This window comes from Streptomyces sp. NBC_01717, from assembly GCF_036248255.1.
GTDB lineage: Bacteria > Actinomycetota > Actinomycetes > Streptomycetales > Streptomycetaceae > Streptomyces.
The window spans coordinates 5,933,077-5,950,081 of the sequence record NZ_CP109178.1; the positions used below are offsets into that span (position 1 = coordinate 5,933,077).

The 17,005-nt window shown below is 71.7% G+C and carries 14 protein-coding genes and 1 tRNA gene; 4 read left to right on the top strand and 11 right to left on the bottom strand.

Translation table 11 applies throughout. The features are described from left to right. Positions 1–7 precede the first annotated feature (7 nt). Both ehuB and OHB49_RS26845 read right to left on the bottom strand, forming a co-directional pair. Entirely contained in the window at positions 8–910 is a 903-nt protein-coding gene (gene ehuB, locus OHB49_RS26840; RefSeq protein ID WP_030970920.1) for an ectoine/hydroxyectoine ABC transporter substrate-binding protein EhuB, read from the bottom strand. Positions 911–1,166: 256 nt separating this feature from the next. After that, on the bottom strand, positions 1,167–2,126 hold the full coding sequence (locus OHB49_RS26845; RefSeq protein WP_329163595.1) for a D-2-hydroxyacid dehydrogenase: 960 nt from the start codon (positions 2,124–2,126) through the stop codon (positions 1,167–1,169). A 163-nt stretch (positions 2,127–2,289) separates the two neighbouring features. On the opposite strand from OHB49_RS26845, the gene OHB49_RS26850 reads away from it, so the two are divergent. Further along, positions 2,290–3,030, top strand: a complete 741-nt coding sequence (locus OHB49_RS26850; protein WP_329163596.1) for a maleate cis-trans isomerase family protein — start codon at positions 2,290–2,292, stop codon at positions 3,028–3,030. A gap of 90 nt (positions 3,031–3,120) precedes the next feature. Beyond that, positions 3,121–4,194 carry an LLM class flavin-dependent oxidoreductase gene (locus OHB49_RS26855; RefSeq protein ID WP_329163598.1) on the top strand — a complete coding sequence of 358 codons (1,074 nt, stop codon included), beginning with the start codon at positions 3,121–3,123 and terminating at the stop codon, positions 4,192–4,194. A 146-nt stretch (positions 4,195–4,340) separates the two neighbouring features. Here OHB49_RS26855 and OHB49_RS26860 read toward each other — a convergent pair whose 3' ends face one another. Next, positions 4,341–6,284, bottom strand: a complete 1,944-nt coding sequence (locus OHB49_RS26860) for a putative bifunctional diguanylate cyclase/phosphodiesterase (protein ID WP_030970913.1) — start codon at positions 6,282–6,284, stop codon at positions 4,341–4,343. Positions 6,285–6,718: 434 nt separating this feature from the next. Between OHB49_RS26860 and OHB49_RS26865 the strand changes: the two genes are divergently transcribed. Beyond that, positions 6,719–7,933, top strand: a complete 1,215-nt coding sequence (locus tag OHB49_RS26865; RefSeq protein ID WP_030970911.1) for a M6 family metalloprotease domain-containing protein — start codon at positions 6,719–6,721, stop codon at positions 7,931–7,933. A 62-nt stretch (positions 7,934–7,995) separates the two neighbouring features. Here OHB49_RS26865 and OHB49_RS26870 read toward each other — a convergent pair. From OHB49_RS26870 to OHB49_RS26900, 7 genes are all read right to left on the bottom strand, one after another. After that, positions 7,996–8,069 (bottom strand) — tRNA-Lys (locus OHB49_RS26870). Continuing rightward, the gene (locus OHB49_RS26875; protein ID WP_329163602.1) at positions 8,060–8,824 is read right to left on the bottom strand and encodes a hypothetical protein; all 765 of its coding nucleotides are present in this window, start codon (positions 8,822–8,824) and stop codon (positions 8,060–8,062) included. The genes OHB49_RS26870 and OHB49_RS26875 overlap by 10 nt, the downstream gene beginning before the upstream one ends. Before the next feature lie 149 nt (positions 8,825–8,973). Beyond that, positions 8,974–9,315 (bottom strand): hypothetical protein, encoded by a 342-nt coding sequence (locus OHB49_RS26880; RefSeq protein ID WP_030970908.1) that lies wholly within the window; start codon positions 9,313–9,315, stop codon positions 8,974–8,976. A 240-nt stretch (positions 9,316–9,555) separates the two neighbouring features. Continuing rightward, positions 9,556–10,890, bottom strand: coding sequence for an AAA domain-containing protein (locus tag OHB49_RS26885; RefSeq protein WP_329163604.1), 1,335 nt, complete (start codon positions 10,888–10,890; stop codon positions 9,556–9,558). After that, positions 10,887–12,494: a hypothetical protein gene (locus OHB49_RS26890; RefSeq protein ID WP_329163606.1), complete on the bottom strand. Its 1,608-nt coding sequence runs from the start codon at positions 12,492–12,494 to the stop codon at positions 10,887–10,889. Before OHB49_RS26890 ends, OHB49_RS26885 begins: the two co-directional genes overlap by 4 nt. Then, positions 12,485–13,684, bottom strand: a complete 1,200-nt coding sequence (locus OHB49_RS26895) for a hypothetical protein (protein WP_443079566.1) — start codon at positions 13,682–13,684, stop codon at positions 12,485–12,487. The genes OHB49_RS26890 and OHB49_RS26895 overlap by 10 nt, the downstream gene beginning before the upstream one ends. Continuing rightward, entirely contained in the window at positions 13,584–14,513 is a 930-nt protein-coding gene (locus OHB49_RS26900; RefSeq protein WP_329163609.1) for a phosphatase PAP2 family protein, read from the bottom strand. Before OHB49_RS26900 ends, OHB49_RS26895 begins: the two co-directional genes overlap by 101 nt. Positions 14,514–14,759: 246 nt before the next feature. Between OHB49_RS26900 and OHB49_RS26905 the strand changes: the two genes are divergently transcribed. Then, a complete protein-coding gene (locus OHB49_RS26905; protein WP_329163610.1) occupies positions 14,760–15,356 on the top strand; it encodes a histidine phosphatase family protein in 597 nt (198 codons plus the stop codon). Between the two features lie 42 nt (positions 15,357–15,398). On the opposite strand, the gene OHB49_RS26910 is transcribed toward OHB49_RS26905, so the two are convergent. Then, complete coding sequence (locus OHB49_RS26910; protein WP_329163611.1) at positions 15,399–16,778, bottom strand: tetratricopeptide repeat protein; 1,380 nt, start codon at positions 16,776–16,778, stop codon at positions 15,399–15,401. Positions 16,779–17,005: the final 227 nt, after the last annotated feature.

Genomic DNA, 17,005 nt, shown 5'->3' on the forward strand with positions numbered 1-17,005 from the left:
GTCCCTGTCAGCCCTTGCACAGATCGGCCGTCTTCAGGGTCGTCGGTGGCAGCTCGGTGGCTCCGAAGCCGTACTCCTGGAGCAGGCCGACATAGCGCGACCTGTCCGAGACGATCTTCTTCAGCTCGCGGTTGAAGGCGTCCCGCAGGTCCTCGTTGCCCTTGCGGAAGACGGCGCCGCCGGGGCTGTACTGCCGCTTGCCGTCGAGCTCCGGCAGGAAGGCCTCGGTGACCTCGGTGCCGGGGTTGGTCTTCGCCAGCCAGCGCAGCGAGATTCCGGTGAGCAGGAACGCGTCGATCCGGCCGCCCTTGACCGCGTCGGCGCCGTCCTGCGGCTTCTGCAGCGACTTGATCCTGTCCTTGGAGATGCCGGCGCCCTCGGCGTACGAACCCTCGACGGCACCCGACATCACACCGACGACGATCCCCGCGGCCTTCGCCGACGCCAGGTCGGTGACCTTCTTCGGGTTGCCCTTCTTCACCATCAGTGCGGTGGGCGAGATGAACTCGGGCTCGGAGAAGATGGCGTTGGCGCAGCGTTCGGGCGTGATCGCCATGCCGGCGCTGACCACGTCGTACTTGCCCGCCTGCAACCCGGGGATCAGGCCGTCCCACTCGGAGAGGGTGGGCTTCAGTTCGTCGACGCCGAGCGCCTTGAAAATTTCCCGATGCAGGGTGGGCGCCTCGCCCTTGAGCTGCTTGCCCTCCATGTAGCCGTACGGCGCCTCATTGGCGTACGCGACCCGGACGAACCCCTGCTTGCGGAGCGCCTCGAGCGCCCCCGCACCGTCCGCGGAACCGGCGTCGGTCTTGCTGCACGCGGAGAGCAGACCGGGCACGACGAGCAGACCACCTACGGCCGCCGATCGGTTGAGAAAGCCCCGACGGGACAGGTTCGGGAAGTCAGCCATGGTTCGCAGTCTCCTGGAGGGGTCGAACAGTCCGGACAGGTTCAGCGCCTGCCCGATCCCGTGTGCCTATGCAGGAAGAGGTTGCATGTAATCGAACAGTGACTGGGACGTGACCCTTCCGTGTCTCCATGTGGGCGGAGTGCGACGGCCGGTGTGCAGCGCGTATTCCCTTGAGGGGAAAGGCCCATGATCCGCCGTCATGTGACGATGTCCGTCATGGGTGGCTGAAATGGTCATCGGGCCCGGCCGGTTGGGATCACTCGCTCCGGTCCCGGACGGGGACGTACCCGAGCCGCTTGTCGACCGCGTTCGGCAAGGGCTTCCCGGCCGCCCAGAGTTCGTACATCTCCACGAACTGCTCACCCAGCCGGTCCCGCCAGCCGACGGTGTCGCCGCTCATGTGCGGGGACACGATCAGCCCCGGCACGTCCCACAGCGCGCTCCCCGGATCCAGCGGTTCGTGCGCGAACACATCGAGCGCCGCGCCCGCGATCCACCGTCTGCGCAGCGCGTCGGCCAGATCGTCCTCGACGACCATCGGCCCGCGCCCGACATTGATGAAGCGGGCCGACGGCTGCATCAGCCCGAAGAACCGCGCGTCGAACATCCCGCGCGTGCGCTCCGTCAGCGGCGCCGCGCAGATCACCCAGTCGGCGAGCGCCGCCAGCCGGTCCAGATCCTCGGTGCCGTGGATGCTGCGGCGCGCGGTACGCCCGACGAGCGCCACCTGGACCCCCAGCGCCATCAGCAGCCGGGTGATCTCCCGGCCGATCGGCCCGGCTCCGACCACCACCGCGCGGGCGCCCGCGACCTGCTGCGATTCACGGTGACGCCACCGCCGCTGCCGCTGCAGCTCCAGCGTGCCGGGGACGTCCTTGGCGAACGCCAGCACCAGGCCCAGGACGTACTCGGCGATCGGCCGCTCGAAGACACCCCGCGCATTGGTCAGTACGGTGTCGGACGCGACCAGCTCCGGGCAGAGCAGCCGGTCCACGCCCGCGCTCGCCGTATGCACCCAGCGGGGCCGCGGCCCGTCGCCCGGCCAGGCGGCGCGTACCGCGTCGGACGTGAAGTCCCACACCAGCAGAGCATCGGCGTAAGGCAGTTGCCCGGCGAGGCCGGCCTCGTCCGTGTACCGGATCCGGACCCGTCCGGTCAGCCGGCCGAGACGCGGCGAAGGGTCGGTGTCCAGGACGAGCAGGGTGGGCTCTGGCATGAGAGACGGTGGCTCCGCTGTGTCTGAGATGTGCGGATTGACCACGCTCGCACCCCCGCCCCGCTCCGTCAACGGGAATGTGGGTGGCGGCTGCCGAGGGGAATACTGGGCAGGGAGAGGCAGCAGTGGCAGTACACCGGTCCAGCAGCGCAGGAGGGTGGACATGACGACCGTCGGATTCCTCTACCCGGGCCACTTCGCGGAGGACGAGTTCCCACGGATGGAGGTCATCCTCGACACCACCATCAGACTGGTCGTGAACCGTACCGAACCCGGCGAGGACGACCGGCGCCCCGACACCCTGCGAAAGCTGGGAGAGCCCGAACGCCTCGCCGCCGGTATCGAGGAGCTGCGGCGCGCCGGCGTCGAGTCGGTGGTCTGGGCCAGCACCGGCGGGAGCTTCGTGTACGGCTGGGAGGGAGCCCATGGGCAGACCACCGCCCTGGCCCGGGCGGCGGGACTGCCCGCCTCCAGTGCGTCGCTCGGCTTCGTCCAGGCGGTACGGGCGCTGGGCGCCGCCCGCGTCGCGGTCGCCGCGACCTACCCCGAGGAGATCGCCCGGCTCTTCAGCGAGTTCCTGGCCGCCGCGGGCATCGACGTGGTCGCCACACACAGCGGCGGCGTCACCACCGCCGCCGAGGCCGCCGAGTGGGGTCCGGACCGGCTGAAGGAGCTCGCCGTCGCCGCGGACCGCCCGGAGGCGGACGCCGTACTGCTGCCGGACACCGCCCTGCACACCGCCGCGCACATCTGTGACCTGGAAGAACTTCTCGCGAAGCCGGTTCTCACCGCGAATCAGGTGGCGGTGTTCGAGGCGCTGAGGCTGGCCCGCCGCCGGACCTGGGCGCCGCAGTTGGGCACGCTCTTCGCCGCCCGGGAAGCGCCGCCGGCCCCGGTGGGGTAGCGACGCCGGGGAATAAACGGAGACAACCTCCTGTTAGTCGTCTCGGACGTACGCGTCCAGACGTCAGCGCATCACCGGAGAGGCCTTCACGTGGACAACAACCGAGGCGACGACATTCGCGGCCGGGCCGAGGGGACGGCCCCCGTGCCGCTCTCGGTGCTCGACCTGGTGAGCGTGGGCCAGGGCCGCACCGCGACCCAGGCGCTCCGCACCAGCGTGGACATCGCGCAACTCGCCGAACGCCGCGGCTTCCACCGCCTCTGGGTCGCCGAACACCACTCCATGCCCGGCGTCGCCTCGTCGTCCCCGGCCGTGATCCTCGCCCATCTCGCCGCCCACACCGATCGGCTCCGGCTCGGCTCCGGCGGGGTGATGCTGCCCAACCACGCCCCGCTCGTCATCGCCGAACAGTTCGGCACCCTGGAGGCCATGGCTCCCGGCCGCATCGACCTTGGCCTCGGCCGCGCGCCCGGCACGGACGGCGCGACCGCCGCCGCCCTGCGCCGCACCGACCGGCTGAACGAGGGCGCCGACGACTTCCCGCAGCAGCTCGCCGAGCTGACCCGGTTCCTGGACGACGACTTCCCCGACGGCCACCCGTACGCCCGTATCCACGCGGTCCCGGGCCCGGTGCAGGGCCCCACCGGCCGCCCGCCGATCTGGCTGCTCGGCTCCTCCGGCTTCAGCGCGAGGCTGGCCGGCGTCCTCGGCCTGCCGTTCGCCTTCGCCCACCACTTCTCGGCGCAGAACACGATTCCGGCGCTCGACCTGTACCGGGAGTCGTTCAAGCCTTCCGCGGTGCTCGACGCCCCGTACGCCCTGATCGGCGTCTCGGCGCTGGCCGCCGACGAGGAGCGCGAGGCCCGGCGCCAGGTGCTGACCGGTGCGCTGTCGATGGTCCGCCTGCGCACCGGCCGGCCCGGTCTCATCCCGACCCCCGAGGAGGCGGAGGCGTACGCCTTCACCCCCATGGAGCGTGAGTTCGTCGACAGCTGGCTCGGCAATGTCATCCACGGAACGGCGGACGAGGTCCGCTCCGGGCTGGACGACCTGGCCAAGCGGACCGGTGCGGATGAGTTGATGATCACTGCCAATGCGCATGGGGGTGAGGCGCGGGTGCGGAGTTATGAGCTGATCGCGGATGCGTATGGGTTGCGTGGCTGAGGGTTGTGCGGGTTCGTCCGCCTGACGGTTCTGTCCTCAAGCGCCGGGCGGGCTGACAGGTGCCCTCGATCGCGGGGCGGGCTTGGTTTTGGCGGGCGGGCTGACAGCTGCCCTCGATCGCCGGGCGGGCTTGGTTTGCAGGGTGCTCAGTGGTGCAGGGATCTGGCGCCGATCAGTTCCGCGATGCGTTCCGGGGCCACCGCTCGTGAGTAGAGCCAGCCCTGGCCCGTGTCGCAGCCGATCCGGCGCAGTCGCTCCGCCTGGCCCGCGGTCTCCACGCACTCCGCGGTGACCGTCAGGCCCAGCCGGTGCGCCAGTTGCACCATCGCCTCGACGATCGTCTCGTCGGCGGGGCTGGGGTGCGCGCCGTCGTCGTAACGGAAGCCACGTACGAACGAGCCGTCCAGCTTCAGTACCGACACCGGCAGCCGGCTCAGATAGGCGAGGTTCGAGTAGCCGGTCCCGAAGTCGTCGATGGCGATCCGGACGCCCATGTCGCTGAGCGCCTGGAGCGCCTCCAGGGGGCGGCCCGCCGAGCCCATCACCGCGGACTCGGTCAGTTCGAGCTGGAGCAGTCCGGGTGCCAGGCCGGTCTCGGCGAGGATCTCCGCGACATCGGTCACCAGGTCCGAGTCCCAGACCTGCCGTACGGCGACATTGACGCTGATGAACAGCGGCGGCTCGGTCGGATGGTCCAGCTGCCACCGCCGGGCCTGGCGGCACGCCGACTGCAGCACCCACCGGCCGAGCTGGACGATCGAACCGTCCTCCTCGGCGATCGCGACGAACCGATTCGGCGAGAGCATGCCGAACTGCGGGTGGTTCCAGCGGACCAGGGCCTCCACCCCGCGTACGACTCCGTCGGCCATCCCGACCAGCGGCTGGTACTCGATGGTGAACTCGCCGCGCTCGACCGCAGGCCGCAGCGTGGACGAGAGCGCCTGCCGCGTCATCCGGTGAGCGTTGCGCTCGGGGTCGAAGAGTGTCCAGCGGGCTTTCCCGTCCGCCTTCGCCCAGTACAGCGTGGTGTCGGCGGCCTGCATCAGACCGGTCGCCGAGGTGCCGGCCACGGCCCGCTCCACCACGCCGATCGACGCAGATACGGCCAGCCGCTGGCCGGCCAGGTCGAACGGTTTCTGCAGGGCGGTGAGCACCACGCGGGCGAGATCGGTGAGCTGCTGCGTACCGGCGGACTCCTCGACGAGGATCGCGAACTCGTCGCCACCGAGGCGCGCCACGAGTGAGGCGCCGGTGCGGTGCTGGTTCTCCCGTTCGGCGCAGTCGGTGAGTCTGGCGGCGACGGCGGCGAGCAGCCGGTCGCCGACCCGATGGCCCATCGTGTCGTTGACGGCCTTGAACCCGTCCAGGTCGAGGTAGCAGAGCCCGATCCGGCCGTGCCGCCGGGGACCGTCCTGGTCCGGCGGGGTCTCCAGGGCGGCCGAGAGGCGTTCGAAGAACAGCGTCCGGTTGGGCAGCCGGGTCACCGGGTCGTGCATCTGGAGGTGGCGCAGCCGCTTCTGCAGCTCGCGCCGGTCGCTGATGTCGGCGACGGAGAGCAGTACGGGACAGGAACCGGCGGAGGAACCGGGCGGCGTCTGCGGCATCGGTGCGACGGTGATCTCGGCCCACAGCGAGCGCCCGTCGGGGTGCTTGAGCCTGCGCGTGCAGCGGAACCGGGAGCGCCTGCCGCGCAGCACCTCGCGGTACGCATGCCAGGTGCGGCCGTCCGACGAGACGTCGAGCAGATCGGACGCGGACTGCGCGGTCAGCGCCGCGGGGGCGGCGCCGAGCAGCGTGCCGAGGGCGTCGTTGGCGGTGAGGATCAGGCCTTCGTGGTCGACGACGGCCATCGGAAGGGCGGCGGCCCGGAAGGCGGCCCGGTAGTCGGTGCCACGGCCGACCGGCCCGGACTCGCCGATGCCGTCGGCCGTTCCGTCTGCGAGGCCGTCTCCGGCCTCCGCGATCCCGTCCGCGGCCTCGTTTCCGGCCCGCGCCGACGCGGGATCCGTATGACGCTCCGTGACCGGCGGTCGCGCGGTAGGGGGTGCTGTGCCTGCCGGGGGCCTCGGCCCTTCGGAGGTTTCGCTCACCGCTCGCTCCCGCCGTGCAGTTCTGTCCTGAACAGATGTGGTCGGACTGGGCCCGCCGCGTGGAGTGCCGCTGTCGGGGCGGAAACCACGCAGGAAAGCGTGGTGAAGCATAGAGGTTGTCGTCCGGCCCGTTCCAGCTCCGCTCCCGATCCGGGCCCGCCGATCACCCCGCATGGACCATTTGCGCGCCGATCCGGTTTGCCCAGGACTGATTGTTTCTGTGCGGCTCTGTTCTTTCCAGTCGATCTTGAGTCTGTCTTGCGCAGTTGCGGTGATCGATTATGACTGTCCGTGAAAAGGCATCGGGTGCGGTCTGTTTACCCGAGTGGGGCAGCACAACAGGGCGTACACCACCAAACCGGAACAGGCTGGGTTGCGAGTCCCGCATCCCGCACCCGGAGGTCGATGTGCCGCATAAGCGCAGACTCGCGGGAGTGGAGAGGCCGAGTCCGCGTGGCGTGCTGGCAGGGCTGATCGCGCTTCTGGCGCTCGCCGCCATCTCTCTTGTCGCCGGTCCGGCCGTGGCCGCCACCGGAGCGGCCGGCCCGTGCGCCCTGCCCCGGACCGAGGTGCACCACTCGCTGGGAGTGGGTGACTGGAACGACGCCTACCCGCGCCCCGACCACGCGCTCGACGCGGTCATGATCTTCCTCTCCTTCACGGACGCCCGCCCCATCACCACCCCCGCCGAGCTGACCGCCGACTACTTCCCCGCCACCACCCAGTTCTTCCAGCGCGCCTCGTACGGGAAGTTCACTCTGCGCACGCACCCGCAGCGGCACTGGATCCAGATGCCCCGGAGCTCCACCGCGTACGGGATAAAGCGTGACTGGGACGACGGTCGGCGCAGCGAGTATCTGCGTGACGCGATTGCCGCAGCCGACGACCAGGTCGACTTCTCGAAGTACGACATCGTCTATCTGGTCGCCGACCCGGACGCTCCCGGCGTCGACTCCGATGCCACCAAGGTCGTCAACTTCGACCAGCCGCTGCACGCCGACGGCGCGGACATCAGACGTGTCGTCACCGTTTTCGAACAGCATCCGCCGGACCGGAACGTGCTGGCCCATGAGACCGGGCACGTCTTCGACCTGCCGGACCTCTACCACCGGCCGACGGACGGCAAGGGCGACTGGGACACGTACGTCGGCGACTGGGACGTGATGGGCAGCCAGTTCGGCCTCGCGCCGGATCTGTTCGGCTGGCAGAAGTGGAAGGTGGGCTGGCTGGACCGCGGGCAGGTGGTGTGCATCCAGCGCACGCAGGACATCACCCTGGAGTCGATGGCCGCCGCACCGGCGCGTGGCGCGTCCCTCGGGACGCGGCTCGCGGTGATCAGGACCGGGGTGGGCGGCGTGGTGGCGATGGAGGCCCGCAGCGCCACCGGCAACGACCGGTCGACCTGCAGCGAAGGGGTGCTGATCTACCGGGTCCGCAACGGGACGTCGTCCGGTGGCGGGCCCATCCAGGTCATCGACACCCACCCCCACACCGACGCCTGCTGGGACCTGTCGGTCTACCCGCCGCTCGCGGACGCCCCGCTGCGGGTCGGGGAGACGTACACCATTCCCGGTGAGCACACCAGGGTCGAGGTCGCGGACCGGACGCCGTCGGGTGCGTGGACGGTCAGGATCACCACCGGCACGTGAGCAACCGGTCCGGCGGTGAAACGAAGAAGCCCCCCGCTTGCGCGAGGGGCCTCTTCCGTCTGTGCGCCGCCAGGGACTCGAACCCCGGACCCGCTGATTAAGAGTCAGCTGCTCTAACCAACTGAGCTAGCGGCGCCTGCTGACGTCGTAGACCTTAGCATCCTGATCGGCGGGAGGAAAAATCGAATTCCTGGCCGTCGACGCGGGCGCCGAGCGGGTCACGCGTACACAGGCCCAGAGAAGTACGTCGGGGCCCGGCAGCCACGGGTGACGAGTGTCGGGGGCGACCACCCACCGGGGCCCGGGAGAGGTGGAACCGCAGGCCAGGGGCGGGACGGTCACCGCGTCGCCGGTGCCGTGACAGAGCAGCGGCGGGAACCTGTTCGCCTGGTCGTCCGGCCCTCCGGGCGCCTGCGGGTCGTGTTCCGTCACCGGCTCGGGGCGACTGCCCCACTCCTCCCAGTCGAGCAGCGACGGCAGCCGCTGGGCGGTCCCGGGAGCGGCGAACAGCAGCATCCGCCCGCGGTGTGAGGCGACCGGGCCCGAGCCGGGCCCGTCGGCCCACAGGTGCTCCAGCATGCGCCGCCCGAAGAGCGCGGGGACATTGACCACGTCGAACGCGGAGCCGCACGGCAGCACGCCGGGGGAGCCGGGGTGGGCCTGCCACTGGGTGAGCGTGGAGCGCGGATAGGCCGTGGCGCCGGCGAGCCAGGCGGCGCCCGCCGCGGTGACCTGCGCGGTCTGATGCCCGGCTGGATTCCCGGGCTGGGACCCGGCCTGGGTTCCGGTCCGGTCCCCGGTCTGGTCCCGCAGGGCGGCGAAGATGTCGACGCTGTGGTGGGACCCGGTGCCGGGGTACAGGGTCGATTGGTCTGGCAGCCATGCACTCATGTGCACTGGTCTACCGGGAGTGACGGTCCGGATTCCAAGAGTTGCCGGAAATCGGGACAGGGTGGTGGGGGGAGGAGTATCTTGCCCGCGGGCATATGCCAGCGGCTGTACCCGGAGTCAGCTCCCGGCAAGGGCAGGACGCTCCGGCGTCACGGTCTGGCGCCGCCCAGCAGGCTCCGGCCGAATTCGACCATCTTCTTCGCGTAGTCCTCGGTCCACTCCGCGCGCTCCGCGATGTCCGCGGTGGTCAGCCGGTCGAACCGGCGCGGGTCGGCCAGCTGGGCAGCGGCGATCGCCTGGAACTCGACCGCGCGGTCGGTCGCGGCGCGGAATGCCAGGGTCAGCTCGGTGGCGCGGTCCAGCATCTCCTTCGGGTCGTCCATCGACTCCAGGTCGAAGAAGTGCTCGGGATCGGCGACCGCCGCCGACGGCTCGAAGAGCAGGGGCGCGGGGCGCAGCCGCTGCCGCTCGTTCCGCTCGGGTTGTGCCATGTGGTGTTCCTCCTTCGGTGGGCCCGACGGCCACCCTCTATTGTCCAACCCGCCGCAAGTGCGCTTCGGGAAGGTGCACGGGGCCGGTGCGCGGGGGTGCGCACCAACACACCGGGCGCGACGCGCGCCCCACGGTGGCCCATCGCCCACGGCCCGACGACGTTACGGACGCCATCGCACCGGCGCCGTGACGGATGCCACAGCACCGGCGACGCTACGGCGCCCTCCGCACCGGCGGCGTCACGGCGCCCACCGCACCCGGTGTTCCGCGAGATGCGCCAGGACCGCGTGGTTCGCCTCCCAGCCGTCGGGGAACTTCACCGTGACACCCAGCTGGACCGGTTCCGTCGACGGATGTTCGTCCAGCAGGTCGGAGACGCCCTCGCGGCAGACCACGACGCAGGCATGGCGGTGCCGCGAGGCCAGGACGCACAGTCGGCCCGTCTCCAGGTGGAACGCCGTGGCGTCCGGGCGGCCGGACAGCGGGTGCAGGACCACCGTCACATCGAATTCGCGGCCCTGGAGCCGGTTCGCCGTGTCCACCGCCACACCCGTCACACCGAGCTCCGCGAGCGCGGCCCGTACCGCCGCGGCCTGGTCCCGATGGGCGGTGCCGACCGCGACCCGGTCCGCCGTCACCGCAGCGGGCTCGGGGGAGCGCTCGCTCGTCGCCGCGCCGCCCCGGTCCAGCAGACGGCGCACCACCAGAGCCACCGCCCGCACCGCCTCCGGATCCGTACGCGGGGTGTGCCGGGCCGGAAGTTCGAGCAGGCCCCAGCCGGACTCCGCGGCCTCGTCCAGCACCCGGTCCGGGGCGGAGCCGTCCGACGCGACACCGAACGACAGCCGCCGGTCGCCGTGGTCCGTGCCGCTGCGGAACGGGGTGTACGGGTAGAACGCGTCCGAGACCAGCGGAGCCGCCGACGCGGGCAGCCGCCACGACACCGGCAGCCGGTGCTGCGGCAACTCCGGGTTGTGCGCCAGCAGGGTGGAGACCGCGCTCGCCGACGGGTCGTACGACAACCCCGCCCACTGGTCCGCGCCGACGATCGAGAACGGGTCCAGCTGGCCGGGATCGCCGACGAACAGCGCCCGTTCGAAGAGCCCGGCGACGGCCAGCAGCGCGTCCGAGCGCATCTGGTACGCCTCGTCGACGATCGCGTGCCCCCACGGCTCGACGTTCTTCACATGCGCCCACTTGGCGGCCGTCGAGATGACGACGTCAAGTCCGGCGAGGTCCGCCGCCTTTGCCGATTTCCGTACGTTGGCCAGGCCGTCCAGCACCTTGTCGTACGGGTCCGAGTCATTGCTGTGCAGCCGCCCGACCGGCAGCCCCGGGTCCTTCTCGGCCAGTCGCACCACCAGGTCGTCGACCTGGGCGTTGGTCTGCGCGACCACCATCAACGGGCGCCCGGCGGCCGCCAGTTCGAGTGCGGCGCGCACCACGAGCGTCGACTTGCCCGCGCCCGGCGGGGAGTCCACCACGATGCCGCGTGCCGTGCCGTGCAGCGTGTCGTCCAGGATCGCGGTGGTTGCCCGTCCCGCCGCCGCGCCCGGGTCGAATACGGCTGTCACAGAAGGTCCTCCGCGGTCACGAGGTCGGGGTTCTCGGCGGCGGCGCCCGGCGGACCGCCGTGCGTCCAGGGGGTGTCCTCCGGGTCCGGCAGCTTCGGGCCGCCGCGCTGATCGTGCTCGAACAGCGTCCACGCGATCCGGTCGCCGGGCTCCGGCAGCGAACCCGGGGCCGGCTCCTTGCTCCGGCCCATCCGGTCGGTGATCCGCAGCACGAGCAGGGCCTCATCCGGTCCGGCGGCGTCCTCGGAGGCGTACTCCACGAACTCGGCGGTCTGCGGCCTGCCGTCCAGCGAGCGGTACACCTTCGTCCGCTCACCGAGATGTGGGCGCTCGTCCGTCCGGACCGTGACCAGCGGACGCGGCGATGGCCGCTTCGACTCGCTGTACGCCATCACCACCTCCGTCACCTCCCCGACGAACGCCTCGCCGGCCAGTCGCCGCCCCGCCAGCACCAGCGGATCGTCCAGCGCCTCCTGGGCCTCCAGCTGCGTCTGCGCCGTCTCCCGGGACGCCAGCTTCTGGGCTGCCGTCACCGCGTCGTCCCGCCGCGGCTGCGGCGGCTCCCCGGACCGCACCCGGTCCCGGTGGCCGGTGAACGACCAGCGGTCCCGGGTCCAGCGGTCCTCGGACCTGGACCCGGGCGGCAGCTGCATCATCAGGTCCAGCCCCCGCCACACCGCATCCCAGGTGGGCCGCAGCACCCCGGCGAGCAGCGAACCGATCTCCCGTTCGGCCGCTGTCAGTTCGGCGAGCCGGGCGTCGGCCGCGAGCCCGTCCTCGGCCGCCGCGAGTGCCGTGCGCGCCCGGTCGTACTTCTCGATCGCTGGTGCGAGCAGCCGGTTGTCGAACGCCGGGTCCGTGGCCGGACCGGCCGGCGGGCACACCAGCTGGCCGCCGCCGTCCCGCTCCAGCTCGGCCCGGAGCGCGGCCTCCGCCCCGGACTCGCCCGCAGGAGGGTCGATCCAGGCGAGCAGGGCCCCCAGATGCTGGTCCTCCAGCGTGGACTGTCCGGTCGCCCAGTGCCGGTTCAGCAGGTCGGTCGCGGCGAGGAGCAGCGAGGAGCCCGGCACCCGGGCCCGCTCCCCGTAGTGCGTCAGCCAGCGGCCGAGCAGCGGGACACGGGCCGGGGCAGGGTACGGGGTGTCCGGATCGTCCTCGGCGGTGCGCCGGAACCGCATGGAACGGCCCAGCAGCCGTACGAAGTCGATACCTGCCCGGCTCGGCACGATCAACTGCGGCGCGTCCGTGCACAGTTCGACCTCGACCTTGACCTTCTTGCCGGTCTCGGGATCGGTCTCGTTGCGCTCGGCCGGCTCGACCACGTCCGCGTACGACTCGATGTGCGGCAGGACCGCCTCGGCCAGGTCGGCGAGGAACGCGAACCGCAGGTCACGGTCGCGCGGCTGGGCCACGGTCAGCAGCCGCGGCGCGTCCCGGTCGGTTCCCACGAGCGCGCCGAGCGGGGCGCCCGCCTCACCGGCGGTGGTCAGCGGCACGAGGACGAGCGGCCGGCCGGTGAGATGGCGGTGCAGAACGGTGGCCATCGGCTGCGCCCGCCCGCTCTCCACGGCCTCGAGCCGGGCCAGGGTGCTGATCAGCGACATACCGTTGCGCCCTCCGGAGCCGCCGGGCCGGTCGGTCTTTCCAGCGCCTCCGCACGCAGCGCCGCCGCGCGGCGCAGGGCAGCGACCGCCGGATCCGCCGGGTCGCCCTCCTTGCCCGCAGCCGCGGCCAGCACCTCGGAGACCGTCGTCAGACCTCCGAGCTCGCCCCGGACGCTCCGGCCCAGGGCCTGCACCGCACCGGCCGAGCGTGCCTTGGCCCGGCAGTGGAAGGCCAGTTCGCAGGCGGCCAGGCACTCCGGTGCGTACGCCGCCGTGACCGATTCGACCGCGGCCGTCAGCTGCTGCGGCGAACACTCCGGGTCGAAGGTGGTGCCCTCGGGCAGGGCGGCCGCGATCTCCTCGATCCGGGTCAGCCGGGTCAGCTGACGGCGGGTGACCGCGCGCTGCTTGCGCACATCCACCACCGACGCCGTCGGCAGGTTGGAGAAGTCCTTCGGGCAGACCAGCAGCACCCGGTGGCCGACCTCTGCACCCTGTGTGACCGCCGCGATCCGCTCCAGCGCCAGGACGTACACCGCGGACTGCCGGGCCGCCGCGCCGACCTTCGCCGCGTCCGCGGAACTGTCGATCATGGGGAACGACTTGATCTCCACAACCGTCCAGCGGCCGTCGGGGTGCACGACCACCGCGTCCGGCTCCAGATAGGCGGGCGAGCCCGCCACCTCCAGGGCCAGCATCGGATGGTCGAGCAGCGCCCAGCCGCCCGCCCCCGTCGCCTCCCGCAGCGCCAGCGCGGTACGGGCCGCGCGCCCCTCGGGACCGGCCGCCGTCAGATCCGGTACCAGGACCTCGCGCGGCGCCCCGCTGCCGCCGCCGAGCCGCTCGTACAGCAGCCGCATCAGCTCCGTACCGCCGTCGGCCTTGACCTTCGCCTCGAAGGCGTTGCCCCGCATGAACGCGAACTGCGACTGGCCGAACGCGGCGGGGGAGCCGAGCGCTGTCGCCAGCGCGGCCTTGTCCACCCCGGCACCGTCCAGCAGGGCGCGCCGCTTGCAGCCGGGGTTCGCGGCGAGGGCGGCCAGCGCGCGGGCATCGAGCGGATGCGGGGCGACGGCCGGACCGCGCAGCTCAGCGAGCCGCTGCCGGAGCGCCGTCGTCTGCGGCGTCGCCCGATGCTGCGTCATCGGTGGAGTCTGCGGAGGAGGTCCGCTGGCCGGGGATTCGCTCACCCGCGGAAGTCTTGCATCCGGCACTGACAATCGGGGACCTCGTGGCCGGATCGACCGGTGCGAACCGGGCCCGTACCGCGGCCTTCACCCGGTCGGCGAGCCGTATGACCGATCCGGTCAGCAGCGCTCCGAGGCTCATCACGGCAGCGCCCGCGACCGCGTCGAGGAAGTAGTGGTTGGCCGTGCCCATCACGACGATCGTGGTGACCAGCGGGTACATGACGCCCGCGGCGCGTACCAGCGGGTGCCGCGCGTGACGCCAGAGCAGGACGCCGCACCACAGCGCCCAGCCGACGTGCAGGCTCGGCATCGCGGCGTACTGGTTGGTCATCCAGCCCAGCCCGCGCGGCGCGCTCGCCTCGGTTCCCCACCAGCCGTACGAGCTGTACTGGGCCATCGTGTCGACGAAGCCGTGAGTGGCCTGCAGCAGCCGCGGTGGGCAGGTCGGCAGCAGCGCGAAGCCGACCAGGCCGAGCAGTGTGGAGGTCATCAACCAGGTGCGGGCGGTGCGGTACACGGCGGCGCGGCGCCGGTAGATCCAGATCAGGACCGCCGGGGTGACCAGGTAGTGCAGTGAGGCGTACGCGAAGTCGGCGGGTATGCCGATGGACGGGTGGGCGGTCATCAGCCGGTTGAGCGGGTGCTCGGCGTTGAGGAAGAGGGTCTTCTCCAGATGCAGTATCCGCAGCCCGTGGTCCACAGCGGTCGACACGTCGCTGCGGACCAGCAGCCGGCCCACCGAGTAGACCGCGTACACGACCGCGATCAGCGGCAGCTCGGCCCACCAGCGAGGCCGGTGGCTCGGCGCGGGCGCGGTGGCAAGCGGCATTCGGAAGCTCTCCATCATGTGTTCATGCGACCGAGGGCGGCCGTTCAACCGTAAGGCGCAGATCGGCCGCGTTTTCCCCGGGGTACCCCTGCGGATGCCCCGGTTCGTACGGAGATCTCTCCGCGGGGAAGGGGACGCCTGTTCGGCCCCGGAGGTTGCCTGCCGGACACGTGAGCGATGATGGAAAAGGCGGATCACCCGTCCCTGTTGTCGTTTTCTCCGAACCAAGATTCAGGGAGAGCCGTCATGGCACCGCGTATCCTGCTCGCCCGGCACGGCCAGACGGAATGGTCCGTCAAGGGCAATCACACCGGCAGGACCGACATTCCTCTGCTCGACGCCGGCCGCGCGGGCGCCAAGTTGCTGGGCGAGCGGCTGCACCGCGGTGCGTGGGCGGACCTGCCGGGCCTGGAGGTCCGCACCAGCCCGCTCGTCCGCGCCAGGGAGACCTGCGACATAGCGGGCTTCGCGGACCGGGCGCAGCCGTGGGACGCGCTCATGGAGTGGGACTACGGGGCGTACGAGGGCATGACACCGGCCGAGATCCAGGCGATCCGGCCGGGCTGGTTCATCTGGCGCGACGGGGTACCGGACGGCGAGACCCTGTCCGAGCTGTCCGCTCGTGCGGACGAGATCGTCGACTGGGCGCGCTCGGCCGACCGCGACGTGCTGGTCTTCGCGCACGGTCACATCCTGCGGGCGCTGGGGGCGCGCTGGCTGGGCGAGGACGTGTCGTTCGCGTCCCGCATCCGCCTGGACCCGACGTCGCTCTCGGTGCTCGGGTGGGCATACGGGGCACCGGCCCTCGAACGCTGGAACGACACGGGCCACCTGGACCGGTGAGGTCTGCCCTCACCCGGCCGCGTGGTGCCCCGGCACCCCGCCCTACACCTGCGCCCCTGCATCTCCGTACCGCTCCAGGAACTCCGTCACCTCAGGTGACCCCCGCTGCGCCCGCAGCACCTGCACCGCCGCTGCCAGCATCGCCCGGATACGGGAGGACTGGACCTGGGCCAGCAGGTCCAGCACCTGCTGTCCCGCCGTGGCCGCCTCCGCCGCGGCCCCGGCCCGGGCCAGGTCCGTCGTCAACTCGGCGCGGTACAGCGCCAGGTTCCGGGTGAAGTGCGGATCCTGGAGCTGCGTGGCCCGCCGTGCATGGCGGGCCGCCCGCGGCCAGTCGCCCAGCGCCGACCAGCACTGCGCCTCCAGCATCTCCAGTTCCGCCTCCCGGAAGAACGTCATCCACTCCGGGTCGGCATCGGACGCCCCATGGCCGAACGCCGTGTGTGCCCGCCCCAGCGCCCGTTCGCAACCGCTCCGGTCGCCGAGCCCGGCCCGGCCCCCTGCCTCCCGCAGCGCGAGCAGCGCCAGCAGTCGCGGTGAACCCAGTGGTCCCGCCGCCCGCTGCCCGGCCTCTGCCGCGCGTACCGCCTCACGGGGCCTCCCCGTGTCCCTCGCCAGGAACGACGCGTTGCAGAACGCATGCGCCTCCAGCGCCGGGTCCCCGGCCACCCGAGCCGTGGCCAGTGCCTCCGCGTAGTGCGAGCGGGCGTCATCGAAGCGTCCTGAGTCATGCGCCAGCCACCCCACCGAGATGGCCAGTTCACCGGCCCCGGCGTGCAGCCGGTCGGAGGTGGACCGGCGGGTGATGGTCCCCTGGTCCAGCAGGGCGTATGCGGCCCGCAGCGGTTGCGCGGCCCGCCGGTAGAGGCCGCCGCCCCCGTGCCGGTCGTCCAGCAGCCGGATCTGCCGTACCGCCTTCTCGACGGCCGTCACCTCGGCCTCGCCGACTCGCCTTTGGGCGGGCAGGGCAGCGGCGGCGATGGTCGTGGTGCCGAGGCCGAGGCCCAGGGATGCGGCCGCCATCGCGGTGGTGCCGCTCGTCATGAATACGCGACGCAGCACGTCGCTCTCCTCGTCGGTGTCGCTCTGGAGCGTGGGGGGTGGTGGGGTATCAGGAGCGTCAGGGCAGTCGGGGGCGTTGCCGGTGGTTCTCGCCGCCCGGCCACGTACGGACTCGCGCGCCGAGAAGCCCAGATCCGCCAGGGTCGCCCCGGGGAACATGTGGAGGAAGACCCGTTCGTACGCGTAGTTGGGACAGCGGATCTCGCCGGACTCCACGCGTCCGATGTACCGGGCGTCGCACGCGACCTGCTCGCCGATCTCGCGGGCGGACCTGCGTACCGCGGCAGCAAACTCCCCGGCGGAGCGCGGTCCGCGCAGCCGCCGGAAGGCGAGGTTGGGAACTGCCCCTGTCGACACCATGGCTGGGCCCTCTCTGGTGCAAGCCGGGCGCCTGATTCCGGTGTCCGGCGGGGCAAGAACGTACCCGCTGTGACAGCTCGCACACACAGCGTTTGCCTACAAAACGGATATCTCACCCACGATCCGCCATGAACTGCCACCCTTTGCGGCGGTGCCGCACCGTAGCCCTTGACGTAGTCGACGCGTTGGTCCATGCGGAGACGGAGTCTGGCTCCGCCCGGCGATGA